This window comes from Rhizobium sp. NPDC092011, assembly GCF_044756305.1.
GTDB lineage: Bacteria > Pseudomonadota > Alphaproteobacteria > Rhizobiales > Rhizobiaceae > Rhizobium.
In genome coordinates this window covers 205895-231362 of record NZ_JBIVSO010000007.1, presented here as the reverse complement: position 1 = coordinate 231362, position 25468 = coordinate 205895, and the positions used below count along the sequence as shown (strand labels likewise).

Genomic DNA, 25468 nt, shown 5'->3' with positions numbered 1-25468 from the left:
TCCAGAAGGGAAGAATGTCATGTCCGGGTTGACCATCAATAACGTCAGGAAGTCCTACGGCGCGGTAAACATCATCCACGGCGTCGATGTGGAGATCTCGGACGGCGAATTCGTCATTCTCGTCGGCCCTTCGGGCTGCGGAAAGTCAACGCTGTTGCGTATGATTGCCGGACTTGAGGATATCACCGGCGGTGAAATCTCGATCGGTGGGCGGGTCGTCAATGACCTGCCGCCGAAGGATCGCGACATCGCCATGGTGTTCCAGAACTATGCGCTCTATCCGCAGATGACGGTGGCGCAGAACATGGGCTTTGCACTTCAGCTCGCTGGCGCAAAGCGAGCCGAGATAGACCAGAAAGTCGGCGACGCCGCGAAGATACTGGGACTACAGCCGCTCTTGGATCGCAAGCCCGCCCAGCTTTCCGGGGGTCAACGCCAGCGCGTCGCCATGGGCCGCGCCATCGTGCGGGATCCAAAGGTTTTCTTGTTTGACGAACCCCTCTCCAATCTTGACGCCAAACTGCGCGTCAAGATGCGCGCCGAAATCAAGGCGCTGCACCAGCGATTGAAGACGACGATCGTCTATGTGACCCACGACCAGATCGAGGCCATGACCATGGCCGACAAGATCGTCGTCCTTCAGGGTGGAAAAGTGGAACAGGTGGGCTCGCCTCTCGAGTTATACGACCGGCCGAGAAACGTCTTCGTTGCGGGCTTCCTCGGCTCACCGGCCATGAACTTCCTCGAAGGCAAAATCACTGGCGGCACTTCGCCCGCCCTTGTGTTGTCAACCGGAACTCGCATCGAGCTCTCCAAGGCTCCGGGCCAGTCGGATGGGCGGAGCGTGGTCTTGGGCATACGCCCGGAAGATATCGCCTTTGCCTCCGAAGGCGGGGTGACCGCAACCGTCAACGTCATTGAGCCTACGGGCTCGGAAACCCATGTCGCACTTGATCTGGAAGGCAAGGAGCTCACCTGGGTCATGCGGGAACGAGCCGAGCTCATGCCCGGACAGAAAATACAAATTTCGTTCAAAACTCCGAGCCTGCACTTCTTCGACAAAGCAAGTCAGCAACGATTGTCGTGAGGTTCGAGTGACTTGCTTCAAAGGGGTTCTTGAAAAAATCCCCTACCGTTGAGGGGTGTCATATTCTCGACGGCAACCACGCTTGGCGGGTAATCGAACAAGGCACAGCAGCTCATGAAAAATGCTCACCCTAAATTCGGGCGGTAGCGCAACGTATCGACCAGCAGGGCAAACGCAGGCGAGAGCTGCCGGCGGCTCGGATAGTAGAGATGATAGCCCTGAACATCGGGACACCAGTCCGCCAGCACATCGATCAGCCGCCCTTCGGCAATGTGCGGTCTGGCGAGGTCTTCAGGCACATAGCCAACGCCGAGGCCGTCAATCGCTGCATTGAGAACGGATACGGCGCTGTTGAAGGCAAGCTGACCTTCGACCCGCACGCGCAGTTCACGGCCGTCTTTTTCGAATTCCCAGGCATAGAGCCCGCCGGCGCTGTTCAGACGTAGATTGATGCAATTGTGGTTGGTGAGGTCCTGCGGTGTCTCGGGCGGTGATCGCCGCTCGAAATAGGAGGGTGAGCCGACCACAGCAAAACGCCAGTCCGGCCCGATCCGCACCGCGATCATATCCTTGCTGACGGCCTCGCCAAGCCTGACCCCGGCATCGAACCTCTGCTCGATGATATCGGTAAAGCCGTAGTCAATCGCGAGCTCGACGTGAATATCGGGATAGTCGCGCAGGAAGGACGCAAGCCGCGGCCGGAAGATGGTATCGATCACATAGTCGTTGCAGGTGATACGCACCGTGCCGGCCGGCTTGTCTCGCAGTTCTCCGAGCGCTTCGATCTCTGCCTCGATCTGGTCGAAATGCGGTCCGATCGCCTTCAGCAGGCGCTCGCCCGCTTCTGTCGGCGCGACATTGCGCGTCGTGCGCGCCAGTAGCCTGACGCCCAACTGCGCTTCGAGCCCTTTGATGGTGTGACTGAGGGCCGAGGCCGATACGCCGAGTTGCGCGCCTGCCCGCGTGAAGCTGCGTTCCCGTGCAACCGCCAGGAAGGCGATCATGTCGTTGATGCGTTCTCGTGCCATTTGTGAATTCCACTCAAAACCACATGAACATTATACCATCTAATTCGATGATCCCACCTGGACTACATTGCATTTCGAAATCGCCCGGCAGAACGCCGCGACACAGAAATGGAGACATCCGATGGACATCATTCGCGCAGGCTCGCGGCCTTCGGCGAAAGGCCCGACCGACTGGTTCACAGGCACAGTTCGCGTCGACCCGCTCCTCAATCCGTTTGCACCCGAGCGCGTTCAGGGCGCGCAGGTCACCTTCGAGCCGGGCGCCCGCACCGCCTGGCATACGCATCCGCTCGGCCAGACCCTCATCGTCACATCCGGCTTCGGCCGTGTGCAGCGTTGGGGTGGTCCGGTCGAGGAGATCCGGCCCGGAGACGTGATCTGGCTTCCGGCGGGCGAGAAGCACTGGCACGGCGCTTCACCCGAAACCGCGATGACTCACATCGCCGTCAACGAGGTGCAGGACGGCAAGGCCGTGGACTGGCTCGAGAAGGTTTCAGACACGCAATACCTCGGCTGAGATATCGATCGACCTAAACCCGAAAGGAGGTTGTCCATGTCGTGGCAGCAACAGGAATTGCGAGTGATCGCCAACAGCGACGACCTTTATGTTGCGCCATTCCGCGAGGACGGCCAGACCTATGGCACGCCGACCTGGATCTGGTCGGTGGTCGTCGACAGCGAGCTCTATGTCCGTGGATACAACGGGCAGAAGTCGCGCTGGTATCAGGCCGCAATCCGCCAGAAGGCGGGCCGCATCACTTCGGCCGGAATGACGAAGGAGGTTCGCTTCGAGCCGGCCACCGGCGCGATCGACGAACGCATCGATGAGGCTTACCGCCAAAAATACGCCAAGAGCCCATATCTCGCGCCGATGATCGGTGAGCGCGCCCGCTCCGCCACCATCAGGATCACACCGAAGGATTGAGGATATCGACATGCAGAAGCGTAAACTTGGCCAGGGGCTCGAAGTCTCGGCTCTTTCCCTCGGCGCCATGGGCTATGGCAAGGCCCGCGCCATTCCGGACCGGCCGGAAATGATCGACTTGCTGCGCCAGGCTGTCGATCTCGGCATGGACTTCTTCGATACCGCTGAAGTCTATGGCCCCTGGACTAACGAAGAGATGCTCGGCGAAGCCTTTGCCGGAATGCGCGACAAGGTCAAGATCGCCACAAAATTCGGCTGGGACATCGACCAGACGACCGGCGAGCATCGTGGTGGGGTCAACAGCCGGCCGGCCCAGATCCGCAGCGCGGTCGAGGGCAGCCTCAAGCGTCTGCGCACCGACTATATCGATCTCCTCTACCAGCATCGGGTCGATCCCGATGTGCCGATGGAGGATGTCGCGGGTGTCGTGAAGGGTCTGATCGCCGAGGGCAAGGTGCGGTATTTCGGGCTGTCGGAAGCCGGCGCACAATCGATCCGCCGCGCCCATTCGGTCCAGCCGGTCGCCGCGTTGCAGAGCGAGTACTCACTATGGACCCGCGAACCAGAAGCCGAGATCATACCGACACTCGAAGAACTTGGCATTGGCCTGGTTCCGTTCAGCCCGCTCGGCAAGGGTTTTCTGACCGGCAAGATCGATGCACGCACCACCTTCTCGGAGAATGACTTTCGCGGCCAGATTCCGCGCTTCACGTCCGAAGCCCGCGCGGCCAACCAGGCGCTGGTCGACCTGATCCGTGCCATCGGCGAGCGGCATGCCGCAACGCCAGCCCAGGTCGCGCTCGCCTGGCTGCTGGCAAAGAAGCCGTGGATCGTGCCGTTATTCGGAACACGAAAGCTTGCGCGCCTTGAAGAAAATCTCGGCGCCCTGTCCCTCACTCTGGCGGACGATGACCTCAGGCAGATCGAAACCGGGGCAGCGGCGATCAGAATCGAAGGCGCACGATATCCCGACGCGATCCTGCAACGCTCCGGACTGTGACGGGCAGGGAGCCTGAGGAAAAACATATGTCCATGACGATGCCCCGACGGTCGACCTCTCCGGCCGACAGGTCGCTGCCGTACTTGATGGCCTCGGTCTTCACGGTTTTCCTGGTGACCGGCGCCGCGCTGCCGGCGCTGCCACTTTACATCCATGACCATCTCGGTTTCGGCCCTTTCATGATCGGCCTTGTCTCCGGCGCGCAGTTCGCCGCGTCCCTGATGTCCCGCTTCTGGTCGGGCACGGTCGCGGACCGGCGCGGCCCGAAGCAGGCGGTCACGGCGGGGCTGGTCATGGCGGCGCTCGCCGGGCTGTTCTATCTGCTGTCCCTGTTCTTCCCCGGCAACCCGGTCCTCTCGGTCACGATCCTGCTGGTGGGCCGCGTGTTCCTTGGCGGAGCGGAAAGCTTCATCATGACCGGCGCGCAGAGCTGGTGCCTGGCGCTTGCCGGTCCCGGCAACGCCGGAAAGATGATCGCCTGGATCGGCACGGCGATGTTCGTGGCCCTGGCCGCAGGCGCCCCGCTTGGAAGTTTCCTCCATGCCAACTGGGGTTTTGCCGCGATCGGATTGGCTACCGTCGCCGGTGCGGTGGCAACGGTTGCGCTGGTCGCCACCATTGCCGCCGTGAAACCTTCGCCAAAAAGCGAAAAAGCCGTTGCGCGCGTTCTGAGGGCGGTCTGGCTTCCCGGTATGGGCATGGCCTTTGCCGGCCTTGGTTATGGCACCATGACCGCCTTCGCGGTGCTGCTCTTCGTCCAGCGTGGCTGGCAACCCGCATGGCTGTCCTTCACGGCTTTTGCCGTGGCGCTCATGGTTGCGCGCTTCTTCTTCGGACCGCTGCCCGATCGCCTCGGCGGCGCCAGAACCGCGATGATCTTCGTCGTCATCCATAGCCTCGGCATGGGGCTGATCTGGCTGTCGCCCTTCGCCTGGCTCGCTTTCGTCGGCGCGTCGATAGCCGGCTTCGGTTACGCCCTTGTCTATCCAGGCTTCGGCATGGAGGCGATCGCCCGGGCGCCGTCGGAGTCCCGGGGACTGGCCATGGGCATCTACAGCGCCTTCATCGATCTGTCGCTCGGCATCCTCGCGCCGCTGCTCGGCCTCGTCGCCAATCTGGCGGGGCTCGGATCGATCTTCCTCATCAACGCGCTGCTTGCGCTCTGCGCCGTGCCGATCGCGTTGCGGCTGCGTTCTCACCATCAACCGGAACAGGGAAGGATCCCATCATGACCGAGAACATCAACCACAAGGTCGTCGTTATCACCGGCGCCAGCAGCGGGCTGGGCGAAGCTGCCGCCCGCCGCCTTGCCAACGACGGCGCGAAGCTGGTTCTCGGCGCGCGTCGCATCGATCGTCTCGAAACATTGGCGAGGGAGCTTTCTCTCGGCGACCGTGCCGTGCTGAAGACCGACGTCGTCGATCGTGACCAGGTCAAGCAGCTGGTAGACCGCGCCTTCGCGCTTCACGGCCGTATCGACGTGCTCATCAACAATGCTGGCCTAATGCCGCAATCGCTCCTCGAAAACCTGAAGGTCGACGAGTGGGATCGGATGATCGACGTGAACATCAAGGGCGTACTCTACGGCATCGCCGCCGCGCTGCCCTATATGAAGGCGCAGAAGAGCGGACACATCATCAATGTGTCCTCGGTCGCGGGCCACAAGGTCGGCCCCGGAGGCGCAATCTATTCCGCCACCAAACACGCCGTGCGGGTGATCTCAGAAGGGCTGCGCCAGGAGGTGAAGCCCTACAACATCCGCACGACCATCATTTCGCCGGGCGCGGTGGCAACCGAACTCCCCGACACGATCACCGATGCCGAGGTCGCTGGCCGCGTGCGAGAGCTCTACGACCAGGTCGCGATTTCCCCCGACTCCTTCGCCCGCTGCGTGGCCTTTGCCATCGGCCAGCCCGATGAGGTCGACATCAACGAGATCCTCTACCGGCCGACCGCGCAAACCTATTGAAACGGGACGGCGGGGCCGCGCAGACCATGAAGGAACCGATCATGCCTATCAATGAACCCACACTTGTCTCCGACGATGTCCTCTCGGTAGCGCCGGCGCTGCGAGACTATATGCAGGACGACGTTCTCGATGGTCTTTGGAAGCGGCCGCAGCTGTCGCCGCGCGACCGCAGCATCGTGACATTGTCGGTGCTGATAACCCGCAACCAGATGCTCGACCTGCCCTTCTATCTCCGCCTGGCGCTCGACAGCGGGGTGAAGCCGGCGGAGATCTCGGAAATCGTCACGCATCTCGCCTTCTATGCCGGGCTTGGCAATGCGAGCGCCACGATCGCCATCGCCAAAGTCGTCTTCAGCGAGCGCGGCATCGGCAAGAGCGATTTGCCGCCTGTCAATCCGGCGCTCCTTCCGCTTAATGAAGCCGCCGAGAAGATGCGTGCGGCGAATGTGGAAAAGAACACCGGACCGATCTCGCCTGGCCTCGTGCAGTTCACGGCGGACGTCCTGTTCCTGAAACTTTGGCTGCGCCCCGACCTCACACCCCGCGACAGGAGCCTGGTGACGGTCAGCAGCCTGATGGCTGCAGGACACACGGCCCAGATCACTTTCCACCTCAACAAGGCGATGGACAACGGCCTGACGCAGGAACAGGCCGGTGAAGTCATCGCGCAGGTGGCCTTCTATGCCGGCTGGCCGAACGCCTTCTCCGCCGTCCCCGTCGTCGGTGACGTGTTCAAAAGCCGTGGCCAGTAGTCGGCTGCCCCCCGAATGGCGATGCGCTGAATGGAGACGATGATCCCGATCGGAAGGGTCGGCCGCCCCGGAGGCGACGCAGGGCCATTGGAAAACAATGGCCTTTGCCGGAGCATTGAGCCCTGCGGGAGTGACCGCTCTGTTTGCCTAAGATGGCGCCATGAGCGGTAACATCTTCCTTGCCTACATCGGGCAGGCGCTGGAGCGGTACCGTCGATATATCGAATGGGGTACTTTTCAAATGAGTAGATTTTCGGAAGGAAAAACACTGAACTTCCGAATATCCCGATGATCAATGCCAACTCCCCAGGCATGGGACACATCGTTCCGCTCAACCGCGACCCAGAATTTGAAGCGCCGAGGAGCTGCGCTGCTGCCCTGGCGCCTCGGCCTTTAGAGTGACTGTACCCTCCGTGTCTACTAAGTCGGCCGGAGGCTATTTGTCGGGAGTACAGACACGAAGACGGTGCCCGTCCGGATCGAGAGCGACAAAGGTGCGCCCGAAATTCGCGACGCTCGGTTCTTGCTCGATCGAAATGCCGGCGTTGCGCCATGTTTCATAAAGGCGGTCCACCGCCGCATCATCCGCTACGATGAACGCCAGTTCCGAGCGATGGCCCGTTCCCGAGGACACGAAGGCCGTGGCGTTGACAGACCAGAGGCCGAGGTTGAGGCCATTGGCGAATTCGAAGGCCGCGTAAGTTGGGAATGATGCCAAAGGCGCTTTCCCGAGCAGCTTTTCATAGAATTGGCTGCTGCGTGTGGGATCTTCAACATACAAGAGCATGAGATTTGGGGTTGTCATCAGGATCGTCCTGTTTCGGTTGCAAGACGACCATACGCAATGTGACTACCAGGATTTGACAGTGTCGGTGCCTTTCCATCCGGAAATCTTTGCGGCTTTCTCGAAAGGACAGAAATCTGTCAGTCCACAGAAGCGTTGGACGTGACGAGTGATCCGAAGGACGGACGCTTTGTCCCATCCGCCCCCATGCCGGCGGGGTCAGAACACTATCGCACGGTGGAGCGAGGCGGACGGCTCGGAGCAGACTGTGATCGGCACAGGATATACTGTCATATTTTGGCAGGGTGATGACTTACTGAGATCTTGTGAACAGGGAGGCCCGATGCGTGTCGCTTGCCGACCTTGAAAGGAAATATGATGAATCGTCAACTCTTGCTCTTAGGAGGATCGCGCGCATGGGTGTCGGTATGATCCTTCAAGCCGTGCATAGGGATTTCGACCGTTTTCGGCGGGATGCTTGGACCCGAGATGACAGCCATAGTTTGGCGGCGTGACGCATGGTCCGATCCGAACGGTTACTGGCTCTTCTGCAGGAGTTGCGGCGATACAATCGGCCGGTGAGTGGGGCACGGCTGGCCGAGGAACTCGGAATCAGCATTCGTACGCTTTATCGAGATATCAAGACGCTTCAAGCGCAAGGCGCGGACATAGAGGGCGAGCCGAGCATGGGCTATATTCTCAAACCGGGCTTTATGCTGCCGCCGCTGATGTTTTCTCAAGCGGAGCTGGAAGCCCTGGTGCTTGGCTTTCGTTGGGTCGCCAAGCTTGCCGACGAGCCTGTCACCAGAGCTGCATCGGATGCGCTCGCGAAAATCTCGGCTGTGTTGCCGAAAGCCTTGAGGGAAGGGCTTGAAGATACGGCCCTTCTTGTCGGGCCAAGGCTGATCCGTGACGTCGAGACCTCAGATCTCGGCCTCGTTCGAACCGCAATACGCCATCAGCAAAAGCTCAAAATAGTTTATGTTGATGGGGCAGGAAATCAATCCGAAAGGACTGTTTGGCCCTTCGCGCTTGGTTATTTCCAAAGCGGGCGGATCTTGGTCGGTTGGTGCGAGAAGAGGGCGAGCTTTCGGCATTTTCGAGCAGACCGGATTAGGAGTTTGATTAATCTGGAAGAACGTTACCCGAGGCGTCGTTCGGAATTGCTTCGAGAGTGGCGAAAGACGCAAACGGACCGACCCTATATGCCCGATACGCAGTAGAATAGGCTTATTGAATGCGTTTCTATGCCTCACCTGCAGCCGAAGGAAGCAGTCAGCTTCCACCATCGCAGGTCGTGTGTGTTTGAGCATCCAGGCCCTGGTTTGATGGACGCTCTGTTTGCCGGTCAGCTATGATCAGGATCGATCCAACGCAATGCGTGCAGCAACTCGACGAGCGAAACACGGAGCTCGGGCTGACCACAAATTTGGCGGGTACCATGGTACCCGCCATTTTACTCGCAAATTGGTGCGGCTTAGTTAGCGGCCGGCGCCGCTTGGGTGGTCATGCATTCGGACAGACCCATGAAGGCCTTCTCGCCGCCCTCGAGGCTGAAATCGACAGTGGTGCTGTTGGCGGTCAGGCTCAGCGACTTGCCGCTGGTCAGCGCCGTAACGGCCTCGGTCGTGTTCGGGACGTCGATCGTCGCCGTCGCTGCCGTGTCAGCAGTCGAGGAGAAATTCGTGGCGGAGCCGCCATCGATCGACCAGGAACCGGTCACCTGATCACCCTTGGCGAAAGTGAACTTCGAAGAATTGGCAAACAGGACGACCTTGTCGCCAACGGCGAGAAGGCCGACGCCTGTCGCGCTGTTCTGAGCGAGGCAACCGGTGAAGCTGTCGCCATCTTTCAGCGGCGTGATGGAGAAATCGGCGGCATCGACGGACGCAGTGGTCAGAAGCATGGCGGCGAGGGTCATGGTTGTCAGGTGAAGTCTGTTCACGGCATTTCCTTCATGAGCGCTTAAAGGGATTGAGTGCTTGGTTACAAGACCTCCCATCCCGGTTTGGATGGGGTCGAGAATCTGCGTTCGGCGAAACGAAAGCCTCGCCAAAACCTTCAGGAGTTGTCGCCCGGATTGTCGTTTCCACTTGCAACCCCGGCAAAATGATTTCACTCCGCTCCTTAAACAGAAAGTACGGATATTTTCGCGGTTCATTTCTGGGCTGACCTGTTATTTTTGATGGTCGAACGCGTCTCCAGGGAACGACGAGCCGGAGCCTCCATGGCCTGTAAACAGGCGCGGAGCACCAGCCCTTTTAAAAGGGCCCGACAACGATTTGAAATCAACAGCAAACGGATGTCATCTGTAGGCCCATCACCGGCGCCGATTGTGACCCTGTTAGCTCCTAAAGCCAAACTTTTTCAATAGCTTCAGCGCCTCTCGGCATAGTGCATCTTCGAGATGGACTCGCAAGCAATCCGCCGGCTGCCCACATCTCGCAACGTCGCGATGTGGGCTGGACAACCCATCGGACCCGGAAAAACTCCTCCGTGGCCTAAGATTCGGGCGTAATGCCCGCGTTGTCTTCCGCATCACCGATCCGATCCCACCTGAAAACACCAAGGGCATGGTTCCATTAACAGCGTCAGAGCCAGGCGACGCTTGTCTCAGACCTGCCGCTACAGGCTCCCACTGATTGGCCTCCAGCGGACGGCCCGCCACTTCACCGGCCGTGGTCGAGCGGATCGAAGCCAATCATCAGGTCATTGACATGCTTGATGAGGTCCTCACCGCGCCTGGCCGGAAACCGCATGCAGGGATTTCTCCCCAGCCTATGCTCCCCAGCATCCCTTGGAAAACTCGAATATTGGGCATTCTTGCAGGCGCAGATATGATACAGCAACAAAATCTGATTGCTGACACCGAGGAAGTGGATGCCCTCCAAATTTCGAGGAATGAAGATCCTTGGCTCCGGGCATGCCTTGCCAAAGGCGAGATTGCTGTCGACAGACATCGATACCCGCCTTGGGCGCCCGCAAGGCTGGACCGAGCGGCATACCGGTATCGCGTCACGTTATGTTTGCGAGACCGAAGACCAGATAGATCTCGCCGAGCTGGCAGCCTGCCGGGCGCTCGCCGCTGCCGGATATGTTGCAACCGATGTCGACCTGCTGATCTTCGCGGCGGCCGTTCCATACCAATCCATTCCCGCAACCGCACCACTTCTGCAGCGGCGGCTTGGCATTCCCGATGGTCGATGTGCCGCCTTCGACGTCAACTCGACCTGCCTCAGCTTTCTGACCGCAAGCGACATCGCCGCCTCATTCCTCGCCGGCGGCAGCTACAGCTGCTGTCTGGTCGTCTCCTCGGAAATTGCCTCCCGTGGGCTACCATGGGAGACGGATCCTCTGGTTGCCTCCCTATTTGGCGATGGCGCCGCAGCCGCGCTGCTCACCCCGGGAGACGGAACGGCGGGCGTTGTTGCTGCCCGCATGGAAACCTATCCTTCCGGCTACGAAGATTGCGCACTGGGTGCCGGCGGCACGCGCTATGATTTTCATAGGGATCCTGCGATGTTTGCCCGCCACGCGGTCTTCGAAATGGACGGGCGCGCGCTCTTCCGCCATACGGTTTCCTTTTTCGGGCAGTTCCTTGAAAGGCTACTCGATACGGCCGGGTGGCGGCGCGAAGATGTCGATCTCGTCGTCCCGCATCAGGCAAGTCCGATTGCTCTGTCGCATCTGGCTCAGCGGTGTGGGTTCGGTTCGCAGAGCATCGTCAACATCATGCATGATCATGGCAATCAGATTGCTGCGTCCATTCCAACCGCCCTTCACTTCGCCCGCTCGTCGGGGCAGCTGGCGGATGGCATGAGAATGCTCATGTTGGGCACATCGGCCGGATTGTCATTCGGCGGCCTTGCCATGATCGTCTGATTTTCATGCGGGTGATCGTCAGCGGCGCAACGGGATTTCTGGGAAGCAGGCTCTGCGCCTATCTGCAGGGGAATGGCCATGAGGTGATCGGTCTTGGCCGGGATGCCGACAAGGGCGGCTATCTGGAGACTTGCGGAACGCGATTTGTCAGCGTCGATATCAGCGTACCGCCAGCTCAGTCCATGTTGAAGAGGCTCGGCCGCGCCGATGTCTTCGTACATGCTGCCGGGCTTTCTTCTGCCTGGGGATCGAGGGCCGCCTTCCTGCAGGCGAACGTTGTGGGCACCAGACATGCGCTGACGATGGCCAGAGCGGCAGGGGCGGAGCGCTTCGTCTTCATTTCTTCACCCAGCGTGACCTTCCGTTTTCTAGATCAGAAGGATTTGCGCGAAGACGTCCCGCTTCCAAAACCCATCAACGCCTATGCGCAAAGCAAGCAGATCGCCGAACGCGACGTGCTCGCCGCCTCCGATCTTGCGCCGATCATCTTGCGACCCCGGGCCATTTACGGTTACGGTGACGTGGCGTTGTTGCCGCGGCTCATCAGAGCAGCCCGGAACGGCCCGCTTCCTCTCCTGCGCGGCGGTCGGGCCGCGACCAATCTCACCTATGTCGATGATGTCGTGCGAGGGATCGTCTGCGCGATGGACGCGCCCAGAAACATAGCGGGTCGCACCTACAATATTGCCGGCGATGAAGCGCTGCCGTTGCGCCTCATTATCGAAAGTGCGGCAAAGAAAGCCGGCATTGAGGTGCGATGGCGTTCCATTCCCTGGTCTTTGGCCTTGAGCGCCGCCCGCCTGGCCGAACTGGTGGCGCGGCTGCGGCCCGACGCGCGCGAGCCGGTCATGACAGCCTATGCACTCGGCACTCTCGCCTTCACTCAGACGCTGGACATCTCCGCCGCAAGGCAGGAAATCGGCTTTGCGCCACAAGTCCGCTTCGAGGAGGGCCTGCATCGAACTTTCCCTGGAGACTTCACGCCGTGAGCGATCCCCTGTTCTTCAGCAGCGCTGTCGTGCGGGCGCCCGAGCGCCTCGTTCTGCGAGGCGGCCGATGGTCATTCGTCGACATACCGGTGCGCTATGGCCTATGGCAGCACCGGCAGTTCGGACCGGTCCTGATCGACACGGGATACACGAGCCGTATCACCGAGGGCAGAGAGCGCTCACTCAGCTTGAAACTCTACAGCGCCATCCTTGGACCGCGCCTGATCGAGGCAACATCGCCCGTCGCAAACTTAAGGCGCTACGGATTAGCGCCGACGGATGTCAGCCATATTATCGTCACCCATTTCCACGCCGATCACATTGCCGCTCTGGCCGACTTTCCGAAAGCGCGGTTTCTGGCAAGTGGCGCAGCCTATGAGGCGCTCGCCGGCATGACCTTGCGTCAAAAATTGCACAACGGCTTTTTTTCGGAGCTGCTACCGGCTGATTTCCGCGAGCGGCTCATCTCGATCGACGCCCGGCCATCCGTCACACTCCCCTATGATCTGGGCAGCGGCTACGATCTCTTTGCGGATGGCTCGTGCCTTGCCGTGCCGCTGCCCGGCCATGCGCTCGGCCATTTCGGGCTGCTTTGGCCGAACGCGTCACGACCGCTGCTTTATGCAACAGATACACAATGGGTGCTGCAGGCAATCATTGAAGACCGCGCACCATCGGGACCAGCGGGATTGATCTACAGCGATCGAAATGCTGCAGCGGCTTCCCTGAAGAAGGTCAGGCAATTCGCCAGGCACGGCGGCAGGGTTGTGCTTTGTCACGACCCATACGATCACACTGCTTGCGCTGAGTCCGCACAATGAGGCGTGTCCTTCGGCATGCGCCCATCTTCCGATTGATCTGCGCATTTGCACGTACGCGCTTGCTTGCACGGCGCCTGAAAACACGGCTGGACGTCGAGGCATGGCAGCAGCGACGGATCTCTCGCTGGCTGCGCGGCGCGGTGGGCTCAACGGATTTCTATCGTCGTCACAATGCCGCCAAGCTCAGTAGCCTGCCCATCGTCGACAAGGCGCTGGTGATGGCTGCTTTCGAGCAGTTTAACACCGCAGGATTATCCAGCGCCGAAGCGTGGCAAATGTTTGAAAGCGGCCGGCAACGCAAGGGATATGTCGTTGGTGCCAGTACCGGCACCAGCGGCAATCGTGGACTATTCGTTATCACCGACGCCGAGCGATACGAATGGCTGGGCGTGATGCTCGGCAAGCTATTGCCCGCCTTCCCATTTCAGAAGGCGCGGATCGCGCTGATCTTGCCGCTGCATACGACATTATATGATTCCGCCAATCGCACGAGACGCCTTCATCTCGAATTCTTCGATCTGCATCGCGGTGTCGCCGCAATCGCACCGGAGATCGTCGACTTTGCGCCCGATACGATCATTGCGCCACCGAAGGTCCTTCGCTGGTTGGCCGAACATGATCACTCGCTTGCGCCAAAACGGCTGTTCAGCGCGGCCGAAGTTCTTGACCCCGTCGATCGCGACATCATCGAGAAGCGCTACAAGATGCGGCTCGGCGAGATCTACATGGCAACCGAGGGTCTGCTGGCCACCAGTTGTGCCCATGGGACCTTGCATCTGGCCGAGGATGTCGTGCATTTCGAGCTGCAGCCTGTGCAGGATACCGACCTAGTGTCTCCGGTTATTTCCGACTTTACCCGCCAGACGCAGATCATCGCGCGGTATCGGATGAACGACCTGTTGCGCATGAAGACTGATCGCTGTCCCTGCGGCTCGCCGCTTCGGGCCGTCGCGGAGGTGATTGGCCGCAGCGACGATGTTTTCGAGCTTCCGCGGGCGTCGGGGACCGGGATCGTCCCGATCACGCCGGATGTGCTGCGCAACGCAATTCTCGATTCAGATCGAAGCATCACTGATTTTCGCCTGATCCAAATCGATCATAACGATCTGAGCTTGCTGCTGCCCGATACGATTTCTTCGTCTGCTGCAGACGCTGCCGAAACGGCGCTGAGACAGCTGCTCCAGAGCATCGACACCCACCCCCGCATCTCGCTTTCGCGACAAGCCCTATCACTGCCGACCACCAAGCTTCGCCGGGTTGAACGGCGCTGGTATCGAGCCGGGAGCAGCACATGAAGACCGTTCTGATTACCGGTGCGCGCGCGCCCGTTGCCCTGCATTGGGCCCGACTGCTGCATATGGCGGGCCATCGCGTCATCCTTGCCGATAGCCACCGCTTTGCAATGGCGCGGGCAACACGGTTCAAGGCCGCCTATGTTCAATTGCCGCAACCTCGCGGCGCCCTCCTTCCCTATGCCCGGGCAGTCGAGAGCGTGGTTCGCGGGTTTGGTTGCGACCTTGTCCTGCCCACCTGCGAGGAGATCTTCTTTCTAGCCGCAGCGCGCGACCACATCGGAGCGAAAGTCCCGCTTGTCGCGCCCCCCTTTGCACTTCTCGCGCAGGTGCACGACAAATTCCGCTTCGCCATGATGGCCAGAAGCTTCGGCGCCGATCCACCGGCCACGACCCTCCTTTCCAGCGTGAACGACCTTGAGGCCTGCCGTGCAACAAGCGAAAACCTTGTCTTCAAACCCGTCTGGTCGCGATTTGCCGAGCGGGTCCTGATCAAGCCCAGCCCCTCGGATCTCGATCGAATTCGGCCCTCCCCGACCGACCCGTGGGTGGCACAAGCATTCCTGCCCGGCGAGGAATTATGTTGCTGGGCGTTGGCCCGGGACGGCAATGTTCAAGCTTTGCAGGCTTACCGGCCACTCTACCGAGCAGGCAAAGGCGCAAGCCTTGCATTTGAACCCGTCGACCATGACAAGATCCGCCAATTCGTGGCCGGCTTCGTTGCCGCCAAGGCGTGGACCGGACAGATTTCCTTCGATTTTCGTCACGACGCGCAAGGCCGGCTATCGGTTATCGAATGCAATCCGCGCGCGACGAGCGGGTTGCATTATTTCGGTGGCGCGGATGGTCTGGCCACTGCCCTTATTTCCGGCGGCACGGCAAAAGCCTCGCTCGCCGGGCCGATGACCCTGCCACTTGCCATGCTTTGCTACGGCATGCCAACGGCAATCCGCAAGCGCGCGCTTAGACAATGGTTCAACGATTTTCGCACCATGGGCGATATCGCCGCTTGGCCCGGCGACCGCCCCATGCTGCCAGCACAATTACGGGCCCTCGCCGAAATATTCTGCATCGCGGCCGTAAAGCGCATCGGACTGAAAGCCGCTGCGACAGCGGACATCGAGTGGAACGGAGAACCGCTCGGCGGGTAGACTGGACGCGTTAGAGTTCCATGACCAGCACGACCGGCTTTTCGGCCACTTCGGGTTTCTGACCGGCGAGAATGGCATCGATATGCGGACGCATGATATCGAGCGGCCCAAGCATCTGCCGGCGGCCACCAAAAAGCCTGCGGTTTTTCTCAGCCGCATTCAGAATATGTTGGTCCTGGCGCAGGGCAATACGGAAGAATGGTTTGAACAACAGCGCTTTCAAATAGCCGAGATTTCGTTGGCGCGGACCCGAAAGGATACCGAAGCCATGCACCGTATCTTCGGTCTCCTGACGCAAATGGAAGGTAGTCGCCAGATTGATCGACTTTGCGCCCCAGAATTCCAGTTCCGCGATGCCGGGATAGCGAAACCGCCCGATTCTGATCGAGCGCTCACCTTCGAGAAGCCGGCTAACAAGTCCCTCCTGTTTTGATTCGCCGACATAGCGCGCCTCCACCCAGCCATCACCGCCGGTCACGGTCACCGTTACCTTATAGCGTTTGGCACTCAGGCCCCGCAGAATTCCCTTATGCGTGAAATGCGTGTGTGTTGCGTCGAGAATGTTTTCCGCAACCTCGGCCAGCGACGACGTCACCCGACTTTCGACCGTCATTGAAACCGTATCGCCGGCGGCAAGCGCAGTTGTGTAGGGATCCGAGTTGACGGCTTGCGCCGAAAAGAAGACCAGTCCGTCCTTCTCGCAAACGGCGTAAGACGGCACGAGCGTCCGAGGTATTGGTCCGGTCAGGCCTGGCATTGCCTTGCACAGACCCGCTCCATCGAATTGCCAGCCATGATAGGGGCATTCGATCGCACCATTTACGATACGACCGCCAGACAGTGGTGCGGAACGATGCGGGCAGATGTCGGCAAGACAATGAAGCCTGCCATCCGCACGAAACAATACGAACGCCCTTCCTGCGACCAAGACCCGCAAGGGTCTCGCCCGGATGGCCTTCGACCTGGCAATTGCGACCCAGCCCTCGATTTTGCGATCGCTCAAAGCCTGTAGTTCCTCATGATGGGAATGCCTATTTTCTGCAATATCATCCGCACGACGGCGGCAGCTGCGCGGTTCATCCATGGCAGATGCCGGTTGTACACTGCACTATATTCGATCGCGGCGACACCGCCACGGTTTCTCTTGAAGGCTGCGGCCCCAGCGCTCATGTTGAACAGAAGCCGACGGTCCCTTGCGCGCTTAAGCCCGATCGCCATCAGACGACGATAAAGTCCCGCCTGTGGATTGATCGTCGTGTCATAGCCGACCACCGGCGCCGACATGACGTCATCCCGGTCGAAAAATCCGACAATGCCATCCAGTTGTCCCTCGCGATTGCGAAGGCCGTAAAAGTGCAGAATGCCAGCCTCGTGCATATGTTGCAGCCACAGGGCCGAGTACTGCGGATTCAAGTGCGTGTACTTCAGAAGATAAAGTTTGGCGTAGAGGGTCTCGATGCGCTGGAAATCCGTGACTCTGATCTCGCGGGGTCCAACGAGGCTGAAATCGGACTGCGCCAAGAGCGACAGATCACGCTTTTCGTCCCGATGGATCTTCACCGGTTCTTGCCGGCAGTCGAACAGGTAGACTTGCCGGGCGGGATAGAGCCCGTAGTCGCAATCGCGAAAAGTGGCAATCATCTGGCGATCGCTTACGTCATTCAGCGATCGCCAGATGATTGCCTTGTCGGGGTGAACTGCAAGCAGACGCCGCGTCACCTCGCGTATCTCGGCAATGCCGGTTGCGCAGCCAATATTGGTCGCCATTAGCCAATTATTGGGCTGGACCTGATGGTCGAACCCTGTCGCTCGCATCAGGGGTGCCGCAAGCCGCAGCAAACCGTCCATTATCTGCTTTGTCGCCGGACTTTCAGCCAGATTGCGCAGCTCCTCGCGGGCATAATCAATATAGGCCACGCTCGGGCAGCAAAGATAGCAAGTTGGCGACAGGCGCCGATCGTTGATCGTCACCGGCAAAAGCGCAGGGCCGACCTGGAGTGTTGTCACGATCGTATCAAGGTTGCCAATCAACGCCGCCGCGGGATGGGCCGCGAATGCTCGCTCCATCTCTTCAGTCTGGATAATTGTCGCGCCCGTTAAAATCGCCGCCTCACCAAACTCCATGAACACAGACGGGCAAGACATTATAGTGCTGCCTTGTGTTTCCGGCGCGCCTCATCGACCTCTTTGCGTAGATCGTACCTCTCACCCATATAGAACATTGCCTGGCGGAGGAAAACTAGCCTTGAGCCGTGGCGCCAGCGATTTGGGAATCTACTTTGTCAAAGTGATCTAAGCATCAAGGTCGAGCTGTACGGCACTCACCCCAAGCTTAGCCTTCGGTTTCCTGGGCGAGCGGGCCTTCGTGGGTTTAGCGGCGAGCTCTGGAAGCCCAGCAAGCAACATCCCGTTTTCTACAGAACTCTCGGTCGGATCTGTCGGCTTTGCGGACATGCCGATTGGAACGTCTAATGTCCCCTTCAATGGGGCGGCAATATGGGCCGTAGTTTTATTGCTCTGAGCGACGCTTGTGGGAACTGGCTGCGGTGCAAATCGAATCATGGCTGGTGGCTCCTTATTGTTCCCTTTATGTTCCTATTGCAAGGGAAGTCAACGAGAGGCGGCAAGGAAGACAAGCGCAAATGTCCAATGCCTTCATGGTGAGCCCCCTCCGGCGCTGAGCGGTGGTGTTTTGATATGACAAAGTGTGCAAGGCGCCGCGCGCACTTCGGACGGAGGTGTAAGATAATCGAGGGGCTGAAATCCCAAGGCGCTTAACTTCAAAACGGCGAATAGAAAAGCCCGTTAAATTGCGCGGAAGAACAGCAGAGCGGTTACAAGCGCTGCGACCAAGCGCACCGCGTTCGAGCAATGGAACCGGCCAATCTGCAGGCGCGTATCAGATGGGACCTCCGCCAGGGTCCAAGCATCCACCGCCTTGTAAATCGGCAGATTGAAGAACGCCGTCCATAAAAAGAAACCAACGAGGAATATGCAGCCAGCAATGTAGGCGTATTCGACCCGCGCGCCCGCCGGTTTCGTCACGAACGCCATGACGAGTGCAGCGATGACCGGAGTGATTGACATTGTCGATAGGATTCGATTGGTCGCAGCATATTTAAGGAAGTGCTTGAAACTGGCGGCGGCGGCGGCATCATTTTGCTCGCGCCAGATTTTGCTCATGACAGTTGCGAGCATCGTCATCAATCCGGCGAGCATGAGGGCGCTCGACAGCGCCAGAAAGTCGCATATTTCGTAGGCGTGTCGCATTCTTGTGTTTTCCCAATCGAGAGCCGGCACCTGCCTCCTTGGCCTCATCTGCGTCACCCTGCGAACTTGTCAAGCCGCGATCTCAAACATGCGGGACCCGCTTGCGGCTGGCAGCATACACCTTCGCCGGAAGGGCGTCGAACCCTCTGGATGACTTCGAACGGTTTCGGGATCTGCTTTCATTCTGCTTTCCGAGGCTTGCCCTCACGCAAGTTGGGTCCGCAGAGATATAGGTCCATCACCTTGAAAGGCTCTTCTCCCTCGGCATGCCAGCGCGGACATCACTCAGACAAATAGGGGTTCGGCCATTGCCGGAACAGGAAAGGGCTGCTGTGCCTTCAGGCGTGAAAGCAGCTGCACGAACATGTCCGTCCAGGCGGCGCTGCCCCCGCTAACGAGCGTTCTTCCGGCAATGTGTGATTCCAGCCCGATAGGTGAGGTTCGAAAGGGGGCTGAAGTCCCTTCTTCGTGGCTCTTAAGTGTCATGATGGCTTCGAGTATGGCAAGCTGCGTCCAATCGAGATCGTGCATCGTGCCTACCCTCCGGGGAATCATACCGACGATGCAGGCGATAAGCCCAGCGATTTCGACACGTCCCGCACCTAAAGCGCACATGATGAAGCCAACCTGCCACCGCCCGACTGATCGGCAGCGCCTGTCATAGACATGCGCAGATTGGCTTCACTTCCGTACACGCTGTCAGATCTTGACAGCTACCCGTTCGGCCGTGGCCTTCGCGGCCTCGAGCGCCGGGGCGCGGCGGGTCAATACGGCAGCGGCAAGCACGCGCCCCGCCTCTTCCGGTGAACCCGCCTTGAAGGGTGGTTGCGGGTCGTATTCCAGCAGCAACTGGATGAACTTGGCCGTGTCCTCGCCACGAAGCCGGGCTACAAGTGCCAGGCCAAAATCAATCCCCGCCGTGACGCCGCCGCCAGTGATCACGTTGCCATCCGCCACGACGCGCTCCTTGGTCGGTGTTGCACCGAACAACGGCAGGAGATCGCGCGTGTACCAGTGCGAGGTAGCGCGCTTACCTTTCAGCAGTCCGGCCGCGCCAAGCAGGAGTGACCCCGTGCACACGCTCGTCACGTAACGGGAACGGGTGCCGCGAGAACGCAGGAAGTCGACCACATCATCATCTTCCATCATCGTGGTCGTGCCGCTAAGACCGCCCGGCACAAACAGTACATCGGCCTCTGCCGGGCATTCGGCAAAGGTCGTTGTTGGCGCAACGGTGACACCGGCATCAGTCCTTACCGGATCCATTGTCTTCCAGACAAGGTGAACGTCGGCCATCATCATATTGAAACATGTCAATGGTCCAACCAGATCGAGCAGGATCATTCCGGGATGGATGAGTGCGATGACGGTGAGGCGCTTTTCCGCGTCGCCGGCGGCACCCGCCGATCGGGCGACCAGTCCAAGGGATGTCATCGCAACGAGCGAGTTGAAGTCTCTGCGGTTCATCCTACGCTCCATTTGAATGTGTCAACAGGACATCACGGATCTTGTCCAGCGCCTGTCCACGATCCATGCCGTATGGGATCAGGCCCTTCAGTCTCCCATCGGCACCGATCAGCAACAGGGAGACCGTATGGCTCATGTGATAGTCGTTGTTTTCGCTTGGAAGCTTTTCTGCATGGATGATCCAGCCATCAGCGACTTTCTTCATCTCTTCCGGCTTACCGGTGATGCCGGTGATACGGTTGCTGAAGGCATTGACGTATTCATGCATGACCTCTTGAGTATCGCGCTCCGGATCAATCGAGAAAAAATAGGCCCTAAGGGGCTTGCCCTGCTCTCCAAGGGTATTCATCCAGTCGGCAACCTCATAGAGCGTGGTCGGGCACGCCTCCGGGCAATGCGTGTATCCGAAGTAAACAAGTGCTGGATGTCCTTTGAAAATCGACTGATCGACCGGTCGCCCCTGATCGTCGATCAATGAGAAGTCCGCATCGAATGGAACGGCTCTCGGGGTTTCGATATAGATGGAAAACATCAGAGCTAGGAGCGCTCCAACGAACACCGTGGCAGCGGACGCAGCCACGATTGCAAGGGCTTTCGGCTTCATTGTGCGTGCCCCTGATGGTCGCCATGCGCCTTGCCACCGGCCTCGTTGGTCATGTCCATGTCAGGCATGCTCATGGCCCCATGATTCATGGTGCCATGGTCCATCTTGCCCGCCACACCACCGACATCATCCAGCGGTCCAGCAATCTTGCCGACGGCAAAATTGACGTCGACCTCTCCCGCCTTTTCGAAACTCACTACCGCTTTGATCGTCTCACCCTGCTTGAAGGGTTTCGCGATGTCCTGGAACATCAGGTGGTAGTTCGGCTCCAGCGTTACGGTTTGACCGGCGGGAATGACAAGGCCACCCTTCAGCTCGCGCATGGTCATGACGCCGTTATCCATGCTCATCTGGTGCAGTTGCACGGTCTTCGCACGCGCAGAGCTTGCGCCAACCAGCCGGTCGGGCTCGGTGCCCGTATTGGTGATCGTCAGATAGCCGTCGCCGACCTTGGCACCAGGAACCATGGCATGGGAGGCTGCATGATCGATCCGAATGCTGCCGGGGGCTTTGTTCTCAGCTCCCGCAGTTGCTGCAAACAGTAGGGCAACGAGAAAAGAAACCACTGCACTTCTGGTCTTGTCCTTCGCCGCAAGGAAGGAAGCCCCGCGCGAGGAGGCGGGATAGAGCGAGATGCGAGCTAGCGCCCGCACTGCCGAATAGGCAGTCGTATTGGTCGACATGATAATTGATCCGAATCCGCGGCCGACTGCGTGAAGGCAGCCAGGCCAAAATTGTAAACGCGCGCTGCGACGCCCGCCGCAACGCCGGCTCAGCTAAGGATCGGATCTGCGGGCGGTGCTCTGGGGCCGGTGTTGGGTGGATAAAGCTGGCGATGAATGGCTTCGGCACGGCGGGGTAGCTCCACCGTGAACGCAAAGCCGATTGGTGCGCCGACGACATCGGCAGGCACCGGAAGCACGACAGACGCGCTGATGCGGCACGCTTCGCAGCCAGTAAGATGGCCGACCTTGCCGTGCTCCTGTCCCGCACCGTCGATGACGGTGACGCAGAGCGTCGGGAGCGTGCCGTCGGGAAGAATATATTGTGCAAGTTCTGCCGGCGAAAGCTGTTTGGCTGGCAAAGCAGGAACCTGATGCGCGAACCCAACCAAAAGCAAGGAGAGCGCACATAGAGTACGCACTACCCACTGTTCGATCTGCTTTGTCAGCTGTTGCAATCAATTCCCCAGCCAAAGAGGCAATATTGATCCCATATCGACATTTGCCGTTGCTCTCAATGCGACAAACCGCGTCAGGCAAGGGGCGCCAGGCTCGCTATTCGACAAACTGTCCGTATGACTTTAGTCGCGGTTCGACGGTGATTGATCACCCCGCTGACACAGCACGAAGATTGCCGTTGGGGCAGTTCTCCAACTCCATAAGACGTTCGCCCCATTTGCCATTTCACAGCAAGTGTGAAAGCGTCCGTCGCCTTCAAGAGCCTATTGCTCATGAAGGGAGCAAACCCGCGGCCCATCGGATTTTCATGAGCAGCGCAGGTGCACTGCACGCCTTGCAAGACTATGCGAGCAGCAATATCAGCATCAGAAGGTCATGATCGCCGCCACGCGCGATCCGAGCGAAGAGGCTTCCAGATCGTAATATCGCGGTCTCTCTCGAGCAATTCGGGTAGTGCTTCATGCCAGGCCTGCCTGTAGGGCCGCTTTATTTGCGCGTTCAGCACGTCCTCGTGATCTTCCCATGTCTCGTAGAGCATGAACCGGCAATCGGACGCCGGATCGGCATGAAGGACGGCTTCATGGAACATGGGCTCGGATCGCATGGCGTCGAGCACGCCTTCAAGCAGCGAAAGGAAGCGGAACCGTTGCTGAGGGACGACATCGAACCTGATGACATAGGTGACGGACATGGGCAGCTCCTTGTCAAGCTCGCGTGAGCGGCTCGGTGAATTGATGGTCGGAGGCGATACGGCCGCTCTCATCCAGGCACAGGACGTCCGAGCCAATAGCCTTGATAGCATTCGAGGTCGGATCGACCATCACCCAATAGAACTTGACGACGCCGTGATGTCCAAGAGGCTCGCCCGACACTCGGAAGACAAATCCCTGGTCTCGAACGAACTTGTTATGCGACTCCTCAACCCGGGCTTCCAGCGCCTCATAGCCTTTGACTTCGCGGGTGGGGGTGAAATGCAGGCCGTCCTGTAGCCATAAGGTTTCGATACCGTTGCGGCGCTCCAGTTGATCCGGCTCATTCCAGACGGCGACATACCGGTTCGCCAGTTCATCAAGATCGGTCGACATATCGCTTTCCCTTCTGCGAAGTTGCGTTGCAAGCCGATAATGGGACACTGTCGAACATCAAGTCAGCTACCTGAAAGGTAGTTTTCTCGATGACATTTGGGCTCTATTCACTCTCTCGTTTTGGGGAGGTATGATTTCCTTCCCCGATCACGGAAAGGTCAGACAGAGATGCTGCAAACGACCGTGAGCTTCGGTAAGCACCTTAGCGAATGGCGCCACCGGCGAAGGCTCTCGCAACTCGATCTGGCATTGCGGGCAAACGTGTCTGCGCGCCACCTGGGTTTCGTGGAACTGGGTCGCGCCGCGCCAAGCCGTGGACTGCTGCTACGCCTGGCAGAGGAATTGGACATTCCTCTGCGCGAGAGAAATGTCTGGCTGGTCGCGGCAGGCTTCGCTCCTGTCTTTCACGAGACACCGCTTCATGATTCTTCGTTCCAGCCGTTGCTGTCCGCCATCGAGCGCACCATCGAGGCGCACAAGCCGTTTCCCGCATTTGCGATCGATCGGCAGTGGAATGTGGTGGCGTCGAATGCCGCCCTTCAGGAATTATACGAGGGGGTAAGTGCCAAGCTGCTGGAACCGCCCGTCAACGTTATGCGCCTATCGCTAAGTCCCGATGGTCTTGCACCACGAATCCTCAATCTCGACGCCTGGGCGGATCATCTTCTGACAAGATTGCGACGCGAGGTCGAACTGACGGCCGACCCGCGACTGTACGACCTGCTGAAAGAGGCCGAGACACTGCAAAGGCCATCAAGAAGGCTAGCCCATCCAGACCTCGCATCCGCGCTCGCGATCCCGCTTCGCATTCAGACCAGGCTTGGCCCTCTGTCATTCTTCAGCACGGTTACCGTCTTCGGCACACCTGTGGATGTGACGGTCTCGGAAATCGCGCTCGAAATGCTCTATCCCGCCGACCGCGAAACTGATGTGGCTGTCAGAGCTGCATCAGGATCTTGAATTTCATGGGAAGCCCACCTCGGTTTCGATTTCGCGATCGCCGCAGAAATTCGAGATACCCACGAATTTTTGTGCCTATTTCCGCCTAACGGAGCTACGGAAGCACCGATTTCTTACAAATGCGAACATCCCTCGGCGTGCTTGCCAATGTCCGTTTCCCACCTCATTGTGATCGTTCCGCGGCTGTCGGCGATCTCCAATCAGCCGTCGTTGCGCGTCTTCCGATAACCCAGCCAAAACCGCAAGATCGGTCGAGCACGCTATGGCCGACAATGGCTAGATGGTGTCGCCACGGAGCAATGGACGATGAAGACCGCGTTTCAAAACTATCATGCCCGGATGCAGCGAGTGCTGGACCATATCGACCGGCATCTTGACAGTAATCTGGATCTTGAAATGGTGAGCCGGGTCGCAGCCTTTTCGAAATTTCATTTCCACCGGCAGTTTACGGCGATCCTCGGTTTGTCCGTGCATCGCTATGTCCAGCTCGTCCGCTTGAAGCGCGCAGCGCACCAGCTGGCCTCCAAGAACGTGCCAAGCGTCACGGACATAGCCATGGACGCCGGTTACGATGCCCCGGATGCCTTCGCCCGCGCCTTTCGGCAACGGTTCGGGCAATCGCCCTCGTCGTTCCGCAAGTCTCCCGATTGGGGGGCGTGGCTTTCGGCCTTCGGGCCTTTGGACAACGCAAGGAGCAAGCTCATGCAGATAATTTTCGACTGCGAGGATGTAATCATCCGCGATGTACCACCGACGCCGGTGGCGATGATAGAGCATCGGGGCGACCGTGCTGCGATCCCCGCTACCAGAGAACGGTTCCTGGCCTGGTCAAAGGCGCATGGCTTGTCGCCTGAGACGGGCCGCCCCAGTTTCATGATCTTCCGGTCAGAAAGAGAGCCCGCGAACCCGGCCGATTACAGCATGGACCTCTGTGTCGGAACCGACCAGGCAATCGCCGCGAACGACGAAGGGGTAAAGGCCGACGTGATACCCGGTGGACGCTACGCGGTGCTGCGCTATCCCGGCAATACCAACAATCTCGAACCCGCTGCACTCTATCTCTATCGCGAATGGCTTCCGGCAAGCGGCGAAGAAGCCCGCGACTTCCCACTATTTTGCAAGCGTTGGCTATCGCCTGTCCCCGAAGCGTCCGCACATGAAGTTGTCGCAGAGCTATTTCTGCCGCTGAAATAGCGATCTGGTTGGCGGCTTCTCCGCCCC

27 protein-coding genes and 1 pseudogene are annotated in these 25468 nt (G+C 59.3%); 15 read left to right on the top strand and 13 right to left on the bottom strand.

Annotated features, from left to right (window positions below):
• The first annotated feature begins 19 nt into the window (after positions 1-19).
• The gene (locus ACIQJ2_RS25435) at positions 20-1087 is read left to right on the top strand and encodes an ABC transporter ATP-binding protein (protein ID WP_400671338.1); all 1068 of its coding nucleotides are present in this window, start codon (positions 20-22) and stop codon (positions 1085-1087) included.
• A 125-nt stretch (positions 1088-1212) separates the two neighbouring features.
• Here ACIQJ2_RS25435 and ACIQJ2_RS25430 read toward each other — a convergent pair whose 3' ends face one another.
• Entirely contained in the window at positions 1213-2115 is a 903-nt protein-coding gene (locus tag ACIQJ2_RS25430) for a LysR family transcriptional regulator (RefSeq protein WP_400671341.1), read from the bottom strand.
• 121 nt (positions 2116-2236) lie between these two features.
• On the opposite strand from ACIQJ2_RS25430, the gene ACIQJ2_RS25425 reads away from it, so the two are divergent.
• The 6 genes from ACIQJ2_RS25425 to ACIQJ2_RS25400 are packed head-to-tail and all read left to right on the top strand — an operon-like array spanning position 2237 to position 6761.
• Entirely contained in the window at positions 2237-2632 is a 396-nt protein-coding gene (locus ACIQJ2_RS25425) for a cupin domain-containing protein (RefSeq protein WP_199144361.1), read from the top strand.
• Positions 2633-2668: 36 nt separating this feature from the next.
• Positions 2669-3040: a DUF2255 family protein gene (locus ACIQJ2_RS25420; protein WP_400671345.1), complete on the top strand. Its 372-nt coding sequence runs from the start codon at positions 2669-2671 to the stop codon at positions 3038-3040.
• A 10-nt stretch (positions 3041-3050) separates the two neighbouring features.
• Entirely contained in the window at positions 3051-4040 is a 990-nt protein-coding gene (locus tag ACIQJ2_RS25415; RefSeq protein WP_400671348.1) for an aldo/keto reductase, read from the top strand.
• Between the two features lie 26 nt (positions 4041-4066).
• Positions 4067-5272, top strand: a complete 1206-nt coding sequence (locus ACIQJ2_RS25410; protein WP_400671351.1) for an arabinose transporter — start codon at positions 4067-4069, stop codon at positions 5270-5272.
• Positions 5269-6009 (top strand): SDR family oxidoreductase, encoded by a 741-nt coding sequence (locus ACIQJ2_RS25405; protein ID WP_400671354.1) that lies wholly within the window; start codon positions 5269-5271, stop codon positions 6007-6009. Before ACIQJ2_RS25410 ends, ACIQJ2_RS25405 begins: the two co-directional genes overlap by 4 nt.
• Before the next feature lie 41 nt (positions 6010-6050).
• Positions 6051-6761, top strand: a complete 711-nt coding sequence (locus ACIQJ2_RS25400) for a carboxymuconolactone decarboxylase family protein (protein ID WP_400671357.1) — start codon at positions 6051-6053, stop codon at positions 6759-6761.
• A gap of 436 nt (positions 6762-7197) precedes the next feature.
• On the opposite strand, the gene ACIQJ2_RS25395 is transcribed toward ACIQJ2_RS25400, so the two are convergent.
• Positions 7198-7566 carry a VOC family protein gene (locus ACIQJ2_RS25395; RefSeq protein WP_199144349.1) on the bottom strand — a complete coding sequence of 123 codons (369 nt, stop codon included), beginning with the start codon at positions 7564-7566 and terminating at the stop codon, positions 7198-7200.
• A gap of 497 nt (positions 7567-8063) precedes the next feature.
• On the opposite strand from ACIQJ2_RS25395, the gene ACIQJ2_RS25390 reads away from it, so the two are divergent.
• Entirely contained in the window at positions 8064-8768 is a 705-nt protein-coding gene (locus tag ACIQJ2_RS25390) for a helix-turn-helix transcriptional regulator (protein WP_400671359.1), read from the top strand.
• 254 nt (positions 8769-9022) lie between these two features.
• Here the strand turns inward: ACIQJ2_RS25390 and ACIQJ2_RS25385 are convergent, their stop codons facing one another.
• A complete protein-coding gene (locus tag ACIQJ2_RS25385; protein ID WP_199144345.1) occupies positions 9023-9490 on the bottom strand; it encodes a hypothetical protein in 468 nt (155 codons plus the stop codon).
• Positions 9491-10425: 935 nt separating this feature from the next.
• Between ACIQJ2_RS25385 and ACIQJ2_RS25380 the strand changes: the two genes are divergently transcribed.
• Genes ACIQJ2_RS25380 through ACIQJ2_RS25360 form a run of 5 tightly spaced genes read left to right on the top strand, consistent with a single transcriptional unit; the run spans position 10426 to position 15680 of the window.
• A complete protein-coding gene (locus ACIQJ2_RS25380) occupies positions 10426-11427 on the top strand; it encodes a 3-oxoacyl-ACP synthase III family protein (protein ID WP_400671364.1) in 1002 nt (333 codons plus the stop codon).
• A 5-nt stretch (positions 11428-11432) separates the two neighbouring features.
• Positions 11433-12416, top strand: a complete 984-nt coding sequence (locus tag ACIQJ2_RS25375) for an NAD-dependent epimerase/dehydratase family protein (RefSeq protein ID WP_400671367.1) — start codon at positions 11433-11435, stop codon at positions 12414-12416.
• Entirely contained in the window at positions 12413-13237 is an 825-nt protein-coding gene (locus tag ACIQJ2_RS25370) for an MBL fold metallo-hydrolase (RefSeq protein WP_400671370.1), read from the top strand. Before ACIQJ2_RS25375 ends, ACIQJ2_RS25370 begins: the two co-directional genes overlap by 4 nt.
• A complete protein-coding gene (locus tag ACIQJ2_RS25365) occupies positions 13234-14532 on the top strand; it encodes a F390 synthetase-related protein (protein ID WP_400671373.1) in 1299 nt (432 codons plus the stop codon). Before ACIQJ2_RS25370 ends, ACIQJ2_RS25365 begins: the two co-directional genes overlap by 4 nt.
• Entirely contained in the window at positions 14529-15680 is a 1152-nt protein-coding gene (locus tag ACIQJ2_RS25360; protein ID WP_400671376.1) for a hypothetical protein, read from the top strand. The genes ACIQJ2_RS25365 and ACIQJ2_RS25360 overlap by 4 nt, the downstream gene beginning before the upstream one ends.
• Before the next feature lie 10 nt (positions 15681-15690).
• On the opposite strand, the gene ACIQJ2_RS25355 is transcribed toward ACIQJ2_RS25360, so the two are convergent.
• The 10 genes and pseudogenes from ACIQJ2_RS25355 to ACIQJ2_RS25310 form a co-directional block, all read right to left on the bottom strand.
• Complete coding sequence (locus ACIQJ2_RS25355; protein ID WP_400671379.1) at positions 15691-16683, bottom strand: Rieske 2Fe-2S domain-containing protein; 993 nt, start codon at positions 16681-16683, stop codon at positions 15691-15693.
• Positions 16680-17687 (bottom strand): GNAT family N-acetyltransferase, encoded by a 1008-nt coding sequence (locus ACIQJ2_RS25350; RefSeq protein WP_400746621.1) that lies wholly within the window; start codon positions 17685-17687, stop codon positions 16680-16682. The genes ACIQJ2_RS25355 and ACIQJ2_RS25350 overlap by 4 nt, the downstream gene beginning before the upstream one ends.
• A gap of 798 nt (positions 17688-18485) precedes the next feature.
• The gene (locus ACIQJ2_RS25345) at positions 18486-18950 is read right to left on the bottom strand and encodes an anthrone oxygenase family protein (protein WP_400671385.1); all 465 of its coding nucleotides are present in this window, start codon (positions 18948-18950) and stop codon (positions 18486-18488) included.
• Positions 18951-19238: 288 nt separating this feature from the next.
• Positions 19239-19436 (bottom strand): annotated as a pseudogene (locus ACIQJ2_RS25340) (AraC family transcriptional regulator); the annotation flags it as partial.
• 213 nt (positions 19437-19649) lie between these two features.
• Positions 19650-20417: a DJ-1/PfpI family protein gene (locus tag ACIQJ2_RS25335; protein WP_400671388.1), complete on the bottom strand. Its 768-nt coding sequence runs from the start codon at positions 20415-20417 to the stop codon at positions 19650-19652.
• A 1-nt stretch (position 20418) separates the two neighbouring features.
• Entirely contained in the window at positions 20419-21021 is a 603-nt protein-coding gene (locus ACIQJ2_RS25330) for an SCO family protein (RefSeq protein WP_400671391.1), read from the bottom strand.
• A complete protein-coding gene (locus tag ACIQJ2_RS25325) occupies positions 21018-21704 on the bottom strand; it encodes a copper chaperone PCu(A)C (RefSeq protein ID WP_400671394.1) in 687 nt (228 codons plus the stop codon). Before ACIQJ2_RS25325 ends, ACIQJ2_RS25330 begins: the two co-directional genes overlap by 4 nt.
• Positions 21705-21793: 89 nt before the next feature.
• On the bottom strand, positions 21794-22201 hold the full coding sequence (locus tag ACIQJ2_RS25320) for a hypothetical protein (protein WP_400671396.1): 408 nt from the start codon (positions 22199-22201) through the stop codon (positions 21794-21796).
• Positions 22202-22575: 374 nt separating this feature from the next.
• Positions 22576-22893, bottom strand: coding sequence for a putative quinol monooxygenase (locus ACIQJ2_RS25315; RefSeq protein ID WP_400671399.1), 318 nt, complete (start codon positions 22891-22893; stop codon positions 22576-22578).
• A 13-nt stretch (positions 22894-22906) separates the two neighbouring features.
• Positions 22907-23287, bottom strand: coding sequence for a hypothetical protein (locus ACIQJ2_RS25310; RefSeq protein ID WP_400671402.1), 381 nt, complete (start codon positions 23285-23287; stop codon positions 22907-22909).
• 168 nt (positions 23288-23455) lie between these two features.
• Here ACIQJ2_RS25310 and ACIQJ2_RS25305 point away from each other — a divergent pair, with 168 nt between their 5' ends.
• Positions 23456-24247 carry a helix-turn-helix domain-containing protein gene (locus ACIQJ2_RS25305; protein WP_400671404.1) on the top strand — a complete coding sequence of 264 codons (792 nt, stop codon included), beginning with the start codon at positions 23456-23458 and terminating at the stop codon, positions 24245-24247.
• Positions 24248-24553: 306 nt separating this feature from the next.
• Positions 24554-25441: a GyrI-like domain-containing protein gene (locus ACIQJ2_RS25300; RefSeq protein WP_400671406.1), complete on the top strand. Its 888-nt coding sequence runs from the start codon at positions 24554-24556 to the stop codon at positions 25439-25441.
• Positions 25442-25468: the final 27 nt, after the last annotated feature.